The 16,876-nt window shown below is 60.3% G+C and carries 13 protein-coding genes and 1 pseudogene; 4 read left to right on the top strand and 10 right to left on the bottom strand.

Annotated features, from left to right (window positions below; genetic code table 11):
* Positions 1 to 120 precede the first annotated feature (120 nt).
* The 4 genes from ACFOZ5_RS02370 to ACFOZ5_RS02355 form a co-directional block, all read right to left on the bottom strand.
* Positions 121 to 1,113: a hypothetical protein gene (locus ACFOZ5_RS02370; protein WP_379885133.1), complete on the bottom strand. Its 993-nt coding sequence runs from the start codon at positions 1,111 to 1,113 to the stop codon at positions 121 to 123.
* 3 nt (positions 1,114 to 1,116) lie between these two features.
* Entirely contained in the window at positions 1,117 to 5,076 is a 3,960-nt protein-coding gene (locus ACFOZ5_RS02365) for a hypothetical protein (RefSeq protein ID WP_379885132.1), read from the bottom strand.
* Positions 5,077 to 5,322: 246 nt separating this feature from the next.
* The gene (locus ACFOZ5_RS02360; RefSeq protein ID WP_379885131.1) at positions 5,323 to 5,772 is read right to left on the bottom strand and encodes a PAAR domain-containing protein; all 450 of its coding nucleotides are present in this window, start codon (positions 5,770 to 5,772) and stop codon (positions 5,323 to 5,325) included.
* A gap of 295 nt (positions 5,773 to 6,067) precedes the next feature.
* Positions 6,068 to 6,643, bottom strand: a complete 576-nt coding sequence (locus ACFOZ5_RS02355; protein ID WP_379885130.1) for a gamma-glutamylcyclotransferase — start codon at positions 6,641 to 6,643, stop codon at positions 6,068 to 6,070.
* A 139-nt stretch (positions 6,644 to 6,782) separates the two neighbouring features.
* On the opposite strand from ACFOZ5_RS02355, the gene ACFOZ5_RS02350 reads away from it, so the two are divergent.
* Together ACFOZ5_RS02350 and ACFOZ5_RS02345 are read left to right on the top strand one after the other, a co-directional pair.
* The gene (locus ACFOZ5_RS02350) at positions 6,783 to 8,237 is read left to right on the top strand and encodes a DNA-3-methyladenine glycosylase 2 family protein (protein ID WP_379885128.1); all 1,455 of its coding nucleotides are present in this window, start codon (positions 6,783 to 6,785) and stop codon (positions 8,235 to 8,237) included.
* 25 nt (positions 8,238 to 8,262) lie between these two features.
* Positions 8,263 to 8,760: a methylated-DNA--[protein]-cysteine S-methyltransferase gene (locus ACFOZ5_RS02345; protein WP_379885127.1), complete on the top strand. Its 498-nt coding sequence runs from the start codon at positions 8,263 to 8,265 to the stop codon at positions 8,758 to 8,760.
* A gap of 21 nt (positions 8,761 to 8,781) precedes the next feature.
* Here ACFOZ5_RS02345 and dkgB read toward each other — a convergent pair whose 3' ends face one another.
* Positions 8,782 to 9,591 carry a 2,5-didehydrogluconate reductase DkgB gene (dkgB, locus tag ACFOZ5_RS02340; protein WP_379885126.1) on the bottom strand — a complete coding sequence of 270 codons (810 nt, stop codon included), beginning with the start codon at positions 9,589 to 9,591 and terminating at the stop codon, positions 8,782 to 8,784.
* A gap of 336 nt (positions 9,592 to 9,927) precedes the next feature.
* On the opposite strand from dkgB, the gene ACFOZ5_RS02335 reads away from it, so the two are divergent.
* Positions 9,928 to 10,443 (top strand): hypothetical protein, encoded by a 516-nt coding sequence (locus ACFOZ5_RS02335; protein WP_379885124.1) that lies wholly within the window; start codon positions 9,928 to 9,930, stop codon positions 10,441 to 10,443.
* 26 nt (positions 10,444 to 10,469) lie between these two features.
* Here the strand turns inward: ACFOZ5_RS02335 and ACFOZ5_RS02330 are convergent, their stop codons facing one another.
* From ACFOZ5_RS02330 to ACFOZ5_RS02310, 5 genes are all read right to left on the bottom strand, one after another.
* A complete protein-coding gene (locus ACFOZ5_RS02330; RefSeq protein ID WP_379885123.1) occupies positions 10,470 to 11,888 on the bottom strand; it encodes a glycoside hydrolase family 43 protein in 1,419 nt (472 codons plus the stop codon).
* Positions 11,889 to 12,048: 160 nt separating this feature from the next.
* Complete coding sequence (locus tag ACFOZ5_RS02325) at positions 12,049 to 13,083, bottom strand: sodium:calcium antiporter (protein WP_379885122.1); 1,035 nt, start codon at positions 13,081 to 13,083, stop codon at positions 12,049 to 12,051.
* Positions 13,084 to 13,093: 10 nt separating this feature from the next.
* A complete protein-coding gene (locus tag ACFOZ5_RS02320; RefSeq protein ID WP_379885121.1) occupies positions 13,094 to 13,297 on the bottom strand; it encodes a 2-hydroxymuconate tautomerase family protein in 204 nt (67 codons plus the stop codon).
* A 71-nt stretch (positions 13,298 to 13,368) separates the two neighbouring features.
* Positions 13,369 to 14,529 (bottom strand): MFS transporter, encoded by a 1,161-nt coding sequence (locus ACFOZ5_RS02315; RefSeq protein WP_379885120.1) that lies wholly within the window; start codon positions 14,527 to 14,529, stop codon positions 13,369 to 13,371.
* Positions 14,526 to 15,548 carry an AraC family transcriptional regulator gene (locus tag ACFOZ5_RS02310; protein WP_379885119.1) on the bottom strand — a complete coding sequence of 341 codons (1,023 nt, stop codon included), beginning with the start codon at positions 15,546 to 15,548 and terminating at the stop codon, positions 14,526 to 14,528. The genes ACFOZ5_RS02315 and ACFOZ5_RS02310 overlap by 4 nt, the downstream gene beginning before the upstream one ends.
* On the opposite strand from ACFOZ5_RS02310, the pseudogene ACFOZ5_RS02305 reads away from it, so the two are divergent.
* Positions 15,547 to 16,602, top strand: a pseudogene (locus tag ACFOZ5_RS02305) (FAD-dependent oxidoreductase); the annotation flags it as partial. The gene ACFOZ5_RS02310 and the pseudogene ACFOZ5_RS02305 sit on opposite strands and share 2 nt — an antisense overlap.
* Positions 16,603 to 16,876: the final 274 nt, after the last annotated feature.

The following is a 16,876-nucleotide window of genomic DNA, read 5'->3' as shown; positions in this document are numbered from 1 at the left end:
TGGGGGCATTAAGGAACGAGGGGTAGTGACCACATTGAGTGCCATTGCCTGCCCTTGCTCCCAGAAGGGCGGAAGACTCTAATCAGCAGTGCCATTAGAACAGGGAGGTTTACACTACCCTCACAACGAACGAATAGACCTTACTCTGCCTTCCATTTCCTCCGCCCTCTGCTCGAAGGTGGCCATGTCCATATCACGCCAGTAATCGGCCGGGCGCCCCACCTTCTCATCGTGCTCGGCGGTCACCGGGTCTTTATGGCGATGCGGTTCCAGGAAAGGTACATCCGGTAACGGTCGGCTCACGTCCATGTAGTTCTGCAGGAAGTCCCAAAGGGCGTAGCATTGCTCGAGGTTTCGCTGGGGACCGATGACCGTGCCAGCTTTGACATACTCACCACTAATGCGGTGCCTCAGGATGAAGTGGTACCAAGGGCCATACTGGTCCGCGGCGGCACTGACCGCGGCCTCGTAATCCGTGAATGGGTGCTCAGTAATGTCGGGCTTGCGATGGCGGGACAGACGGCGTGGGTAGTGCCAGACTCGAACCATGCCAGTTCGACGGTTAAGTTCCCATTCTGGGCCTTGGCCTTTTTTACCTAGCCATCTGGGAGAAACTGCGAGGATGAGTAGGGGGATCGTCCACATCAGAAGCGGTAGTCCGGAAACTATAAAAAATACTAGCCATACTTCTCGCAGCGTCGTGAAGATCGCTTCCCAGCTAATTTCCTCATAGATAAAAAAATCTAGACCGAATACTAAAAATGCTAGAGGGGTCATAAGATAGAACAAAATTCGACCAGCACTCTCCGACACCATCAACGCCCATATACGAAAGGGATAGGGAGCATGCAGAATACATTCGTGGTCTTCACGGCTTTCGTTTTGTATCTGACGATCCAGATCGGTTTCCTGATGGGGATTTTTAAGATCTTCTGGCGTCTTGTGGCGCAGTAGAACCGAGGGAATGACGTCCTTGGTGCCTCCCCAGCGAAGTGCCATACTTCTGGATTCATCAAACCTGCTCTTTTTAAAGGCGCGTTCTCGGTTAACTTTCTCGCCATCCCTGTCGGAATGGTAGGCCGCCGGTGAATAGTACTGTGCGTCCAAAAACATCCCTTAGGCCCCCTGGGGAAATGTCAGCCGAGCGTGATGCCAGAAATGCTGGTCTTTATCGGAAAAATCCGGAAGTTCATGCTTGTTGTTTTTCTTATCATAGGGCAGGTTATCTTCCGGATCGGGAGCCGGAACGACTACAAAGTCACCGCTCTGGTAATGTAACTTGAGCTGGGCGCTGACATGCCAGACGTACTCCTTTATATGGTACTCATAGTCCAGGTATTCCTTCTCCGTGTTCAGCGACACAGGCACTTTATATTCCAGCTTAGGTGGATGGTCGATATAGAATACCAAGCCGTCGTTGCTTCTTTCTTCCCAAAGGATAACAAGGTCATTCACAAAGTGGTCCGGCACTGGATTCTTTTTCGACGCCGACCACCGGCTCTGATCTACTTTGTCAATATCTCCCGCATAGATTCTCTTTAACTCCTCAACCAGGCCCAGCTTTACTGAGAGGTCATCTTTTACGATACTGCTCTGCAACCCGATCGCCGGACTATTCACGATCACCCGTGCGTTACTCTTAGATATGGCCGTCAGTCTTTCTCTTTCAGTGTCGTCAATCAGATCATGGTCCCGGGTCTCTTTGCCGGCATCGAATGGCTCCAGCCTTGCGCGGATTCCCATACAGACACTGAGCAAGCTTTGGTAGGCCTCCTTGCTAGTTTTGAGGGTAGCAACACCGTCCTCTGGTCCGAATGGGCCGTTTCGCAGCCACGTCTGGATGGGCTTGTCGCTGTAGGCAAACAGCAACCAGACACCAGCTACAATGGCCGCAACGCCAACAGCCAGCCATCCTGCCGGCCCCATCATCAGGAGCACGCCACCCTCCGCCATCAGACCAAATACCGTCAGGGAGACAACACCGGTTGCGAGTAGTCCGTTGGCGGCGGCCACAGCCGGGTTGCCCAGGTCTAGCGCGTAGGCGGCATCCATACTGAGGGAAATTGCCGTTAGCGCGGCGCCCGCTATCCCCAAGAGCCCACCCAACAGCAACCTCTTCCCCAGAAGTCGAGCGATCTTGTCCCCAACTTTGTTCGTTAAAATATCTCGGTGAAGAAACTGAGTTTTTCTGGCTATCAATGAACCATTGCTAGCGAGTCTGTTACCGAGAGTTACCGACAAAAGAGCCACATCCCATCCAGCGGAAATCGCCTTCAAACCAGCACGCTTCTTGGATATACGTCTTTCACGATTCCAAGTTGAATAAAGAGCGTAAACATTAAGTCCTTCCAGTAACAAAACCCCAATTGGAACTATCGGATGGCTTAATGCCCGATAAACCTTGCTTGATGCTTTCTCTGCAACTGTATCAGCCACTGATGCCGAGTCATTGGCGGCCTTATGCGCACTCCTGGTCAAATCGGACAATCGTTGACCGGAGGCCTCCGATTTCGCCTCAATCCTATCCAAATTAATACGCCGGTTTAACTTGGTCCTGGCCAGCTCGGTTCGCTGTTCTACCGTGCTCTCCAGCTCTATCTGCCGAATCGCTGTGGGCCGGGTGAACAGTGTGTCGTTGGCAAGCTTCCTGGCTTCGTCCAATTCGTTTCTGAGCTGCACGTACTCCGTTTCCGCTTCGGACAACTGGCGCAGGGTCTTTGCCGTCTCTTCGTTTTCCGGCATGGTCAGGACCTTCACGTCTGCGTGGTATTCCTGATAGATCCCTTTCCCTTGCGCGTGCAATGCTTTGACGGCCACTTCTTTGTCAGGCTTACCCTCCAGGGCGGCTTTGTAGAGCCTGTCGTAGTCCCTGGCGACCATCGCTGCTGGCACGCCCATGACAAAACTTTGTTGAACAAGGGCCTCGGAGTAACTGGTCAGCTTCAGGTTTGCAAAGCTGCCGGGCATACTACCCCGCAGATAATGGGCGAGTCGTATGGTGTATTCGGACCTGAATGCCAGCATCCTGGCGCCCAGTTCGTCGATGGCCTGCGCCCGGCTGGCAATCCCGGCATCCAGTTCCTGCATGCGTCTGGCCAGTTTTGGAAGCTGCCGCCTGTTATCGCTCAACCTTCGGAGTCGGTCCTCTTTGTCCATCAGATGCCGGAGTTGATCGTTCTCGGCTTTTTCCAGCCGTCCGATCTCTCCTCTGAGCTGATCAGCCTCGTTTTTTATCTGTACTTTCTTTGCCTGTTCCTCACTTTGGAGTCTTACCAGTTTCTGGCGCTCCTGCCTGGCCTCCAACGCCTTCTTATTCGCGTTCTCCAGCGCACTGATCAGGTTGCCCTGAAGGGTCATCATTAGACCAGCCATTGGCCTCAGGGCGGCCAGGGCGACGGACAGTGTGATGCCCTGTTCGGCGGCCTGCAGGACAGACAGACCGTCCAGGGTTTTCAGGCTGTTCGCATCCGGCAGTTCCGCATTCTCCAGTGCCGAGAGTTTCGTCGCCTGATAGATGCCGCGGCTTGATCGGTACGAGGCCCGGTCTTCATCCTTTTCCTCTTCCGTGGGCCCCCGGTACGATTGATTGATATCGTCCTTCTCCATGTCGGGGAACAGGGCGAGGTATAACCCGCCTATATGACCTTCTGCGACACTGTTCGCCCAGCGCTTCCCACGATAAGCGCGGACGTCTTCGACCAGTCCGTGAAGTGCATCGCATTCGAAAGGCTCTCGGGTGACGGTCTGAAGCACTTCGGTCACGAAGCTGAAGGCCCCCAGATAATCGCAGCCATAGTGGGTAAACAACTCTACGATCTCATTTTGGGTGCGGGAGTCATTCAGGCGCTCTATCAGTTGGTTCTGCACGTCTTCAAGGTAAGCCACGGCCATAGCACGCTCGTGCTCAGCCAGAGAGAAGGACAGCAACCGCTTGCCTTTTTCGTCCATCTCATCCTTGTGCTGGTTGAACGGATTTGGTTTGCCACCAATCCCTTCCGGAATCACTACGGTATTGACCAGCGAGGCCGAATCGAAGAACTCCCGTTCTTTGGCCCTGCGGACGGCCGCATCGGCGAACCAGGCCCCGGCTTGATGACGTTTCAGCAGATACCGGACACGGTACAGGTGGTCGTCCAGGCGAATAACGCCGATTTTCCGCTGCTTGATCTGGTCAATGGGCGCATACTTGACCGAAGTCCTTTCCCATTCCGGAAGGTTGGTGTCTACACCCTCGATGTCCAGTTCCCTCATGGTGCCAGCCAGGACATTGCATAATGCATTCATCTCGGGGCGTTTGCCTTCCGGCACTGGTGCGTAGGAAGTGCTGTTCTCGTGCTGGCTATGTACATCCAGGGCCTTGGATGTTTCATCATTCTCATAAAGGCCGGATTTCGTCAGCAGATACTCCTCTGGACGATCATAGTTCCACTCGATGGCGGGAGCTCGCGGTCGCTGTAATTCAAGAACACGCGCAGGCAGTACATGGTGGCGGTAGGGTTCGGTGTACTGATCTGCACCATTGGCGATGTCCTGTTCGCCCATTTCCATATCGATGAGCGTACAGCGGGCATCCCGTTGGCCCGTATAGTTCTCGAACAGGTTTATCCGCTCACCGGTCCACTGGGACTCGGAGAAGGCGACCTGCACGGTTTGCCAGAAGTTCAGGACACGTGATGGGAGCCAGATCTCCTCGAGCGCCACCCCGGTCACGTCCCGGTAACGCGGTTCAAATTTACCGGAGTCTTTCTTGCGATAAACATCCAGTGGGACGTCCCGATACTGAGGCGTACCGTCCTCGGTAATGGTCACTTCCACTTCCCGCCAGAGCTTGCTCCCGTAGAAGAAATAGAGAAAACCGGAACGGCACAGTACGTGGTGGTGCGGGTTCGTCTCTTTCGGCGGCTTGCCGGATACCGCTTCTGTCTTCGTCAGGCCCGAGATCAGCGTGGATGCCACCACGGGAACCACCACGTGCTTCTGACGCTCGTCCTGTTCTTTGTTCTGGTACTCCACGTCTCTTGCCTGATGCAGGAAGGGGACCCGGATGGGATCACCGCTCTCAGTGGCAATTTCCATGAATAACCGCCGTTCCGGCTCGCCATTCCAATCCCATCGATAGAGGACGGAACTATCCGTCGGCTCTTTGCTTAGTTTCCCATCAAGGCTGACAGGGGTAGGGTCTACTCCCTCGTAGTCGAAGAAACAGAATTTGTGTCCGTCAGGGTGGCTTCTACCCAGAACCTCCACAATCAACTCACGCTCTTCTTCTTCGGAGGTGGACCTTGGCTGTAACAGACTGTCTGGCGCGCTGGACGTGTCTGTCTACTTGCTGACCGGAGCGTCGGTGCTCCGGGTAGCTGGCGTCGGTGCCTCCTGAGCATTCTGCTTGACCGTCGGCCCGGAGTCCGCCTTATCCACCGGCTTATCAATGTGCTCTGCCAGCATCTCGGCCTCCAGCCCGTTGTAGGGGCTGCCGGAGATTTTTTCACCCACGGCAACCGTGCCGTTACCCTCAACGACCTGCCCACCGTGAGACGTCATGCTCCCGACATAGGCAACGGGCTGTCCTTCGCAGAAGACACCGGTCGATCCGGTTTCAATGGTGTCCGATCCGCACTCGCACGCAAGCTTGTCGTTGACGCGTGCAACGGGCAGGCCTCCGGTGGTGACCGTTCTGGCCGCCTTGAAAATCTTGCCACCGACATGGTCCTTGCTGCCTGATTTTTTTGGGCAGACGTGGTAGGCGGTCAGAAAGGCAATGGGGTTTCCCATGATCACAACTCCCTGTGAGTCTCAATGGAGATTTGATGTCGCTGTTGAAATCTGGCGGACGACCGGTCCGAAAAGTATGGATGAAACAGACAATGGGCGAGGGAATTCGAGGGCCTCATCAGAGGCAGGGCACCGCACTCCTTTAGCAAGGATACGATAGACAATACGGGTAGCAGCAGACTTTCCCATCCTGGGTTTTCCTCCGTGAAACGTCCTTGGTTTTATTCCATCAGGCCAGCAGTATACCCATCAGCGCCAGCACGTCCAATGACGTAGTTGGCAATCTACCGTCGCCTCAGGGCACAGTTGCCTTGATGGCTGCCACCCGCCGCGCCAACCCAAACACATGCTCATCCTCAGCCCCCAGATCCTCCAGGGCCCTGGCCAGGTGCAGCAGGTACTCGGCATTGGCCCCGCTGGGCCCATGGGAGCGGGCTATATGTTTCGCCATCTCATCCAGCGGTGCGGGGCCGAGGAAGGCGGCGTTATCGGGGCCGGCGACGTAGACCAGACCTTCCGCATGGCCCTTGTCGGCGAAGGTCATGGGGGTGAAGAAGCGCAGGTAGCCGTTCTTTTCCCGGTGGTCCAGGTGCTCGAAGGTGTCCGGTGATACCCGGTAGGCCATGCCGACGCAAGTTTCGCCCGGGGCTTCCACCAGGGTGGCGACGCGGCCGGGGGCCTGCGGGGTGCCGCGGTGGTCGTGGGAGCCCTGCCAGAAGCGGCGCGCCCAGCCCTGGATGCTGGCCACCCGGCGCTCCAGGTAGGGGAAGTCCACCTTGTAGATCAGCGAGCCATAGCCAAACAGCCAGACGTCATCCAGGTGGTCCAGCTGGTAGCTTTGGCGGTTGAGTTCGGTGGTGTCCAGGGCCATGGGTGTTGCGCTGTTTCCGGGTATTTGTGGGTATACCGCCATTCTCCGTGGCGGGGGCTGTTACGTCCAGAAGGTCCATGTCCGAAAATGACCAGACAAGCCCGGGTGCCGGCGTTAAGCTCTTTCCATGAGTCACCCTATGCCGACTGCCATGATGCTATCAGACGAACAGTGCTATCAGATTATCCACGCCCGGGACGCCCGCTTCGACGGGCAGCTGTACGTGGGTGTGCGCAGCACCGGCATCTATTGCCGCCCGGTGTGCCCGGCGATCCGGCCACGACCTGATAGCTGCCGGTTCTTTGCCAATGCGGCGCTGGCGGAACAATCCGGCTTCCGGCCCTGCCTTCGCTGCCGGCCGGAACTGGCCCCGGGGTTGGCGCCCATGGATGGCTCCCGGCGGCTGGCCTGGGCGCTGGTGGATCGCATCCATGGTGGTGCCCTGGAGGAGTCCGGGCTGGAAGCCCTGGCGCACGAGTTCCAGCTCAGCAGCCGGCAGGTACGCCGGATAATCATGGCAGAGTTCGGGGTAACGCCTCTGGCCATCGCTCGTACCCGCCGGCTGCTGCTGGCCAAGCAGTTGCTCACGGACAGCGACCTGCGGCTGGTGGACGTGGCCTTTGCCAGCGGGTTTGCCAGCGTCCGCCAGTTCAACCGGGTGTTCCGCCAGGCCTATGGGCTGACGCCCTCCAGGCTGCGGCGGTCGCGGGCGTTTCCGGCGGACGAGGGTATCCCGCTGCGGCTGGGCTTTCGGCCACCGCTGGCCTGGGAGGCGTTGACGATGTTTCTGGTCAGTCGTTCCGATGGTCATACCCAGGGGCTGATGGACGGCCACTATGTCCGCACCCTGCGCGTGGGCGAAGTGAAGGGCTGGCTGGCGGCACGGCCCGTAGCGGACAACGTGCTGCAGGTGCAACTGTCCCCGTCCCTGCTCCGCTGCCTGCCGGTGCTGCAGCAACCGCTGCGGCAGCTGTTTGATCTGGATGCGGATTCGCAAAGCATTGGCCAGTGCCTGGCAGGGGACGATCAGCTCGCGCCCCTGGTGCGGCAAACACCCGGGCTGCGCCTGCCCGGCACCCTGGATGGTTTTGAGCTGGCGCTGAGGGCCATTCTGGGCCAGCAGATCTCGGTGAAGGCCGCCACCACGGTGTTCAGGCGTATCGTGGAACGCTTCGGGGAGCCCATGGATACCCCCTTTGCCGGCCTGGATCGCCTACCGCCCACAGCGGAGCGTATCGCCGGCCTGTCGCAACAGGATCTGCTGGACTGCGGGCTCACCCGGCGGCGGTCGGATACCTTGCTGACGCTGGCCCGGGCCGTAGGTGACCACTCACTACGCCTGACTGCGTCTGCCGACCGGGACAAGACCCGGCAACAGTTGCTGGCCTTACCGGGCATCGGCCCCTGGACCACCGAATACATCGCCATGCGTGCCCTGGGCGACCCGGATGCGTTTCCGGTGTCGGACCTGGGGCTGCTCAGGGGCGCTGGCGTCGACAAACCGGCGGAACTGGACGCCCGTTCACAACAATGGCGGCCCTGGCGCGCCTATGCCGCCTTTCACCTTTGGCACGCGCTGGGCCAGGGCGGATAATCGGACCCATCGGGAGGATCACACCATGCATCCACAAACAGACACGGTTTACTACACCGAGCTGGACTCGCCCATCGGCACCCTGCTGATTACCGGCGATGGCGACGCCATTACCGGACTGCACATGGAACAGCAGGCGACCCGACCAACCATGGGCGAACATTGGCACCGTGACGACCAGCGCTTTCAGGAGGCCCTGGAGCAATTAACCGCCTATTTCGAGGGCACACTGCAGCAGTTCGACCTGCCCCTGGCCGGCGCCGGAACCGGCTTCCAGCAAGCGGTCTGGGCGGCGCTGCGGGAGATTCCCTACGGGCAGACGGAAACCTATGGCCAGCTGGCCCGGCGTATTGGCAACCAGAAAGCCTCCCGGGCGGTGGGTCTGGCCAATCGCCGCAACCCCATCGGTATTATCGTGCCCTGCCACCGGGTGATCGGGGCCAACGGGTCGCTGACCGGGTATGCCGGTGGCATTGAGCGGAAACAGTGGTTGCTGGCCCATGAGCAGGCGCACATGGGCTGATAGCGGCCAGTTTCCCTCGCCTCAGTCCCAGTTGGGGGCGAAATCCGGGTTGGCGATGCGCTCGTTCCGGTCCAGGGCGTCGATCGTGCGGATCTCGTCATCGGTCAGCCTGATCTTCAGGGCATCCAGGTTCTGGGTCTGATGTTTGGGCCGGGTGGACGACGGAATGGGCACCACCCCGCGGGCGGCACACCAGGCAATGGCCACCTGGGCCGGGGTGATATGGTGGGCACTGGCGATCTGCTGCAGGGTCTCATCCTCCATCACCTTGCCCACGGCCAGAGGCATGTAACCGGTCACCGGGATGCCCAGTCGTTGGGCATGGTCCACCAACTTGCGGTTGGCCAGGAACGGATGCACTTCCACCTGATTGGTGAAGATGGGCGTGTCGCCGAGGATCTCCCGGGCCTGGTCCATCTGGGCGCAGGTGAAGTTGGACAGGCCGATATGGTCTGTTAACCCTTCCCGCTGGGCGTCCCGCAACGCGGTCAGGTACTCCTCCATGGGCACTTCATCGTCCGGCGAGGGCCAGTGGATCAGTGCCAGGTCCACGTGGTCCGTCTTCAGCTGTTGCAGGCTGGTCTGCAGGCTGTTGATCAGGTCGCTGCGATGGAGACGGTCAAACCAGATCTTGGTGGTGATGAAAATCTCCCGCCGGGGAATGCCACTGGTGGTGATGCCATCGCCCACGGCGGCTTCGTTGCCATACATCTGCGCTGTGTCGATATGACGGTAACCCAGGGACAGGGCACTGCGAACCGCCTCCCTGGCATCATCGCCCTTGAGACGAAAGGTGCCCATGCCGATGGGGGGTAATGCGTCGAACGCCATAGTGTCCTCCTGTCGCTGAAACCATATGATTCGGTAGAATCACTGGATTAGTGTCCGGTTTGGCTCATTCGCCAGACGGGACACTGACCTCAAACCTACGATGGGGCACGCTGATCAGTTCTGCAAGGCCACCGTGACCGGACACGTCCTGCTTTCAGACGTTGCGGGCAGGATCAGGCACAGCGTACGGTTGCGATACAAGACGGAAGGCGTCAAGTATACCATCGCACCGGTTACCATGGATTGCACGGATTCAGCGGAGTGTCACGATAACCTATGGATTTCCGTGCTATTGAGATGCGGTACTTGAGACATCAGCAGACAATGACGACAGATATGATAAAACAAGCAATGATCCGCACGGGCATGGCCGGCATTGTTGCCCTGGCGTTGCAGGGCTGTGCCAGCAGTGAGGAGGAAGCCGCAGTCAAGGCCGAAGCCTCCGAAAAGACGGCGGAGACCCACGTCAGCTGCGATACCGTTTTCCATTGCCCGGCAGACCCGCAGGACATCCGCATCTGCCGTGACCAGCAGCAACTGGAGGTGATCTGGCAGACGCCAGGCATAGAAGCCTACCGCCTGGCAGGCTCCCTGGGCGAGACTTTCACGGCACAGTACAGCCAGCGCTTCCAGGTGATTGAAAACACCCTGAGCTGGCAGCATATGGGTATCCGCTACACCGCCTACCACTACCTGGATGAAAGCCGCCCGGAGACCCTGGAGGCAATCGGCGTCACCCTGGAAACCCAGGGCCGCAGCCGCACCATCTCCTGCAACGACAACGCCGTAAGCAACCTTGCCCGGTTACACCAGGCCACCAGCGCTGGGGAATCTGCTCCCTCAGCGAAGTGACCGGCTGCAACCGGACAGCGCCCCGCTCAGTAGGACGGCCAGCCGTCGTCGGTCCACACGAGGTTATTGATCAGCAGTTTGGCATTGCCGTTGTCGCTGGCATCGTAGGCGTGGCGGGCGATCACGCTGGTACCGGCGATATCCTGGCCACCGGGCCCTACCCAGCGATCATTGCCACCATCCAGCAGGCTGCCGCCGCCGTTCATCATGTCGCGACCGCTACGGTCCACGTAGGGGCCGGTCACGTTCCGGGAGCGGCCATAAAGGATGCGATAGGTACTGTTCACCCCTTCACAACACTTGCCCACTGACACAAACAGGTAGTAGTAGCCGTTGCGATGGACAATGGTGGGCGCCTCGATACCGCCGGACCGGTTGGCCAGGGAGTAGTGGCGGCCCGTGGGCTTCATGGTGGACGGGTTCAGCTTCACCAGTTTGATGCCGGACCAGAAGGAGCCAAAGGTCAACCAGGGTTCGTTGTTGGCATCAATGACCAGGTCCGGATCAAGCGCGTTGAAGTTATCGGCGGTAGTGGAACTGAGCACCGCACCCTCATCCCGCCAGTTGTCCGCTGCCAGGCTGGGGGACGAGGCCAGGCCGATCACCGACTGGTTGGAGCCGAAGGTAGACACCGCGTAGTACATCCATACCCGGCCGTTGTAGGCCTTCACATCCGGCGCCCACACATCATTGCCCTGCTGACCGGGCACGTAGTTGCGCCACCACCAGAGGCCAGAGCCAAACACCGACGGCAGCGGCTCCCAGAAGCGGCCACCATCGTAGGAAATCTTGCGATAGATGCCGGGGCCGGTCTGAAACTCGTACCAGATGCCGTTCTCCCGGGCGATGGTGGGGTCGTGGGTGCCCAGGTTACCGGACAGTTCCCAGAATTCGCTCTGGCCATTGCCGGGGCCCGGATCGGGCGCGGGTGGTTCCGGTTCAGGTTCCGGATCTGGCTCTGGTTGCGGAGATGCCCCGCCGCCGTCGCCCTCAACGCGAACGTCGGCAATGGCGTAGGACTCGAAGTAACTGCTGGCATCGGTGGAAAAGCGGATTGCCAGGCGCTCGGCGCCGGGTTCCAGGGGAAAGACCGCGCTACCGGAGACATTATTCGAGGCTTCAATGGTCTGGAACGGGCCGCCGTTGATGGCCACCTCGATACGGCCGGATTCGCCGGCATCCAGCCGCCTGGTCTGGCGGCTGACGGCCAGCTGCAGGTTGCTGTAACCGGCCACGTCGATGTCAGGGGAAACCAGTGAACCGGGGCTGTAGCCACCACGCAGGGTGACAGAGCCACCTCCGGAACTGACGCGACCAGTCGCATTGAAGGCGCCGATGCCGCTGGAAAAACCTTCTTCGAACAGGACGTCGCCGATGGCGGCAGTGGGGGTGCCGAGGGCCAACACCATCAGGGGAACCGCCCCTGGTTTCAGGATGGGTGTCATTGTTCTTCGCTCCTTGCGATAGTCGTTGTTATTGGCCTTCGCAACATAGCGGCTGAACAATTTTTAGACAATCACTCCAGGCGCGTAAAATACCGGTTGAGCGTTGTTGACATAGGCCGACTTTGACGACGCACGCACCTGGCTCATCCGGGAGTCCCGGTCAGTAAAACATCAACAACACCCCGCCGATGTACAGCACCAACACCGCCATACTCTCGGCACCAATGTGCCCGATACCCTGGCGCTCCCGGCGGATCAGGCCCATGATCAGTATGCCGGACATCAGCAGCGTCAGCGCCACCCAGAACTCGGCATCCTCACTCATGGCATGGTAGATAGAGCCTTTGCGGTAGGCGATGTCCGAGGCGGCGGTAAACAGCGTATCAAAGGCGTTGCCACCGATAATGCCGCCCACCGCCAGGGTCAGGGCCCCACGCCTGACCGCCGCCACGGAGGTCACCAGTTCCGGGATCGATGTGCTGATGGCTGTCAGCAGCACACCGATGACTGTCTGCCCCAGGCCGGTTTCCTTCGCGATAATGGTGGCTGAGGGCTCCAGGGTCCAGCCAGCAAACCCGAGCACGGCCATCATGATGAGGAACTCCACCCAAAGCCGGATCATCGAGGGCATGGTGGTGATGTCGTCCGGCACATCCTCGCGGGTTTCCCGGGTCTGGAAGGGCCGCCACATGGGTGACTCGGAGCTCTTGTGCACCAGATTGATGCCGTACAGGTAGAACCCGAACAGCAAAGGTGTCATGGGATGGATGCCCCATACGGTGACGTCCGGCATCAACGGAGCCAGCATGATGATGGCCAGCAGGCAGATCAGCAGGCCGTTCTGCATCAGGTTGGGAACCGAGGCCGCTGCGTGTTCCAGGTTGGCCCGGCGGTAGAACATATCCGCCACCGCCAGGAAGAACGTCTGTACCGCAATGCCACCAAGGGCGTTGCTGACCGCCAGTTCCGGATGATTGTTCCAGGCTGCCGTTACCGACAGTACCGAACCACCCAGGGAGGTGGCCGCACCCAGCAGGACGGCGCCAGCGGCAGCCTCGCCAATGCCGGTACGGTCGGCCAGCTGGTCGACCACCCGGGTAATACGGGTACCAACGATGGCAATGACCGAGGCACAGACGCCGAACACGATCAGCGCCTGGGTCAGGCTCCAGGCATCGGGATCCAGTGGTATCAAAGTGACAGCTCTACTGCCCGCGCTTGCGACGATGGGTGACCTGTTCGCCGCCGATGCCCCAGTTGTCGGTATTCACTTCGTCAATGACCACCACGGTGGTGGCCGGGTTCTTGCCGAGTACGTCCTGCAGCAGTTGCGTCGCGCCCTCGATCAGGGCTTTCTTGTCTTCCGATGACACGTTTTCGTCAGTAATCTTGATGTTTACGTATGGCACGAACACGCTCCCTCGTCCGGGTAGAAAGAGTTCATATCCTGCGCCCTCAACCCGAGATTGGCAACCACGCCTCAGCGGCGACACAAGGGCAACAGCGACACCAGGCCCAGCACCGGGCCGATCACCAGCAACCAGGTTACTCCCGTGCCCAGCCCCTGCCAGAAACTGGCGGTCAACTGTATGGAAAACACCGTCAGCAGGAAACCGATACTGTTCATGATGGCCAGCGAGCTGCCCACGGATTCGGCAGGGGCGGCCTCGGCCGCCAAGGCGGAAAACTGGGGCGAATCGGCGATGACGGCCATGCCCCAGACCACCAGCAGCAACAACGAGAGCCAGGTAGGCAGGGCGTCCAGCCAGGGCCAGAACAGGCACATCAGCCCGGAAACCGCCAGGGCCACAAACGCCACCAGGGCACTGCCGATACGCCGGCTGACCACGCCTCCCAGCACGCAGCCGACGGTGCCAGCGGCGATGAAGACAAAAGTGGCGGCCGGCACCATGGCCGAATCCGGCTCTGCCTGACCCAGGCTCCGGGCAACCAGCAATGGTGCCAGCGCCCAGACAGCATAAAGTTCCCACATATGCCCGAAGTATCCCAGGGCGGCAGCCCGGAAACGGGGCTGGTGAAACGCGCGGATCACGCCGCCCCAGTCAAAGCGTCCAGTGGCGGGCAGGCCGGGGCCATCGCCGAGCCATGCGATCATGGCGCCGGCGAAGACCGCCAGTACCGACGAGGCAAGCACCACCGGCTGCCAGCCCCAATCCGGGCTGATGGCCCGCATCAGATGGGGAAAGGCGGTACCCAGCGTCAGCATGCCCACCAGCCAGCCCAGGGCAAACCCTTTACGCTCCGGCGCCCAGCTGGCCACCAGTTTCATGCCCACCGGATAGACACCGGCCAGGCAGAGCCCGGTGATAAACCGCCACACCATGGCGGTGTCCGGCCCCGCCGACAGCACAAACAACCCGTTCGCCAGTGCGCCGGCCAGCGCACTGACCAGGAAAATTCGGCTGGCCCGCCAGCGGTCCGCCAGGCCCGACAATGCGAACACCAGGGTACCCAGGATGAACCCCAGCTGGACCGCACCGGTGAGGGCACCGATCTGTTCCGTGCTGGCATTCCATTCGGCCATCAGGGGCGTCATGACGGCATTCGGGGTAAACCAGAGGGACGTCGCCATGAACTGGGCGGCGACGATGACCGCCAGGGCCAGACGTGGACCGCTCACCGAGTCCTCCGCGCTTTCCTTAACAGGAGATCGCGGCGATAGTCCGCGGGTGTGCTGCCGGTCCAGCCGCGGAAGGCGCGAATGAAAGAACTCTGTTCGGAGTATCCCAGTCGCAGGCCGATCTCGGTATTGGAGAGCGAAGGATCTTCCATGAATTGCCGGGCCAGCCTCAGTCTCACCTCAGCCAATATGGAACGGTAGCTGCAGCCTGCCGCACCCAGCTTCCGGTAGAAGGTTCGCAGCGGATATCCCATTACATGGGCAATGTCAGCTGCCGCCACATGACCATATTGAAGTGATTGCACCACCGTGGCGTGCACCTGTGAGATAAACCCGTCACTGTCGTGGCGACGCAGGGTCAGGCCCAGCGCTTTGTTGGCATGCTCCTCCAGCATACGCTGCAACTGGGGATCACGACCGGACAGGCGCATCGCCATGGCGGACTCCGGCACCTCTACGTACATAGCGTCGGCATCGAACCGCACCGGACACCCTACCAACGCTTCGTAGAGCCCGGGCTCAGCCGGCTCACAAAAGGGAAAACCAACGCTGAACACCGGATACTGCCCGTCCACCAACGAGCGATAGAGCTTGAGGAAAACCGCCACGCTGAATTCCAGAGCCAGCCGCGTGTTGGCCACTGGCTGTCGCCAGTTCAGCTTCAGCCCCCGGACCGTCGGCTCCACCCAGCTCTCAAGGCCTCTCTGCAGCAGGGGCTGGAAACGCCGATAACGCCCCAACGCCTGGCCCACGGTGGCGCAGGAGCTCACCAGGTACCCCACCAGCCCGAAACTGGCGAAGTCCACATTGCCACCTAACCGAAGCCCCAGCGCCGGCGAAGGATCGGCCTGGTAAAGTTCGTCCAGCAGATCACACAACACCGTCGCCCCGACAAAGGCATCCTCCAGGGCACGCTCACACCGCGCCCTGAAATCCGGTACCACGAGGTCCCGCTCATCGGCGTAGTGCAGCAGTGGGCGCAGGAATGAGCTGGCAATCACATCCTGTTGGTCGTTCATGCCGTCACTATCGACAGGCTGGCACAAAATGTCAATTTCCGGGAAAAGTGCCAATACCCTTCACCGGGAGCCACCTACCATACCAACGTTTAACGTCCCCTCGTTCTGTCTGGAGAGCACCATGGCCTACGTCGTCACCGAATCCTGCATCAACCACAAGCACACCCTCTGTGTGGATGTCTGCCCGGTGGACGCTTTCCGCGAGGGGGCGGACATGCTGGTGATTGATCCGGCCACCTGCATCGAGTGCAACGCCTGCGTTGCCGAGTGCCCGGAACAGGCCATTTTCCCGGAGTCAGCGGTACCGCAGACCCAGCGTGAATACATCGACATCAACGCAACCCTGGCGCCCGAGCTGCCGCTGATCCGCGAGAGCCGGGACCAGCACGCCGCTGCCGCAGCCGAGGCCGGCAGCGGCGCCCGGTTCGCCGTGGTGGGCTCCGGGCCGTCCGGCTTTTTTGCCGCCGAGGCCCTGATGCGACAACTACCGGCGGCACGGGTGGACATCTTCGAGAAGCTGCCCACGCCGTTCGGCCTGATCCGCTATGGGGTGGCTCCGGACCACCAGCGGATCAAGTCGGTGTCATCCGGGTTTGAACGAATTGCCGAGTCACCCCAGGTTCGCTTCTTTGGCAATGTGGCCCTGGGTCGTGACCTGCAACGGGCCGAACTGCTCAGCCACTACCACGGTGTGATTTACGCGACCGGTGGCTCCCGTTCCCGGCCCCTGGCGATTCCCGGTGCCGACAGCCCCAACACCTTCGGCTCGTCGGAGTTCGTGGGCTGGTACAACGGCCACCCGGACCACCAGGGCCTGACAGTAGACCTCAGTCATCGCCGGGCCGTGATCATCGGTATGGGCAACGTCGCGCTGGATATCGCGCGCATGCTGGTGCTGTCAGAGGCGGAGCTGGCCCGCACCGACATGGCTGATGACGCGCTGGCCTGCCTGGCCCACAGCCAGGTGAATGACGTGGTACTGCTGGCACGCCGGGGGCCCTTGCAGGCGGCCTTTACGCCCAAGGAACTGGAGCAGCTGCTGGCGCTCGAGAATGTGGATATTTCGGTAGACCCGGAAGTACTGGAACAGGCGGCGACCTCCGAGGCCGCGCAGAGCGACAGCTATGAAGCCGCTGAGAACCTGCGCCTGTTGCAGGAGGCCGCTGGCAGGCCGACCCGGGGCGGTAAACGGATCCGCTTCGAGTTCTTTGCCAGTCCCGCCGCTATCGGCCCGGAGGAACCGGCTGGCGGCCGAACCATTACCCTCGACCGGACTCGTCTCGGGACTACGCCGGAAGGGCGCATGGTGGCAGAGACCACCGGCGAAC

The organism is Marinobacter lacisalsi (genome assembly GCF_042651045.1).
Classification (GTDB): Bacteria; Pseudomonadota; Gammaproteobacteria; order Pseudomonadales; family Oleiphilaceae; genus Marinobacter; species Marinobacter lacisalsi.
Note: the sequence above shows the minus strand (reverse complement) of the source record. Positions and strands in the feature narration are given on the sequence as shown.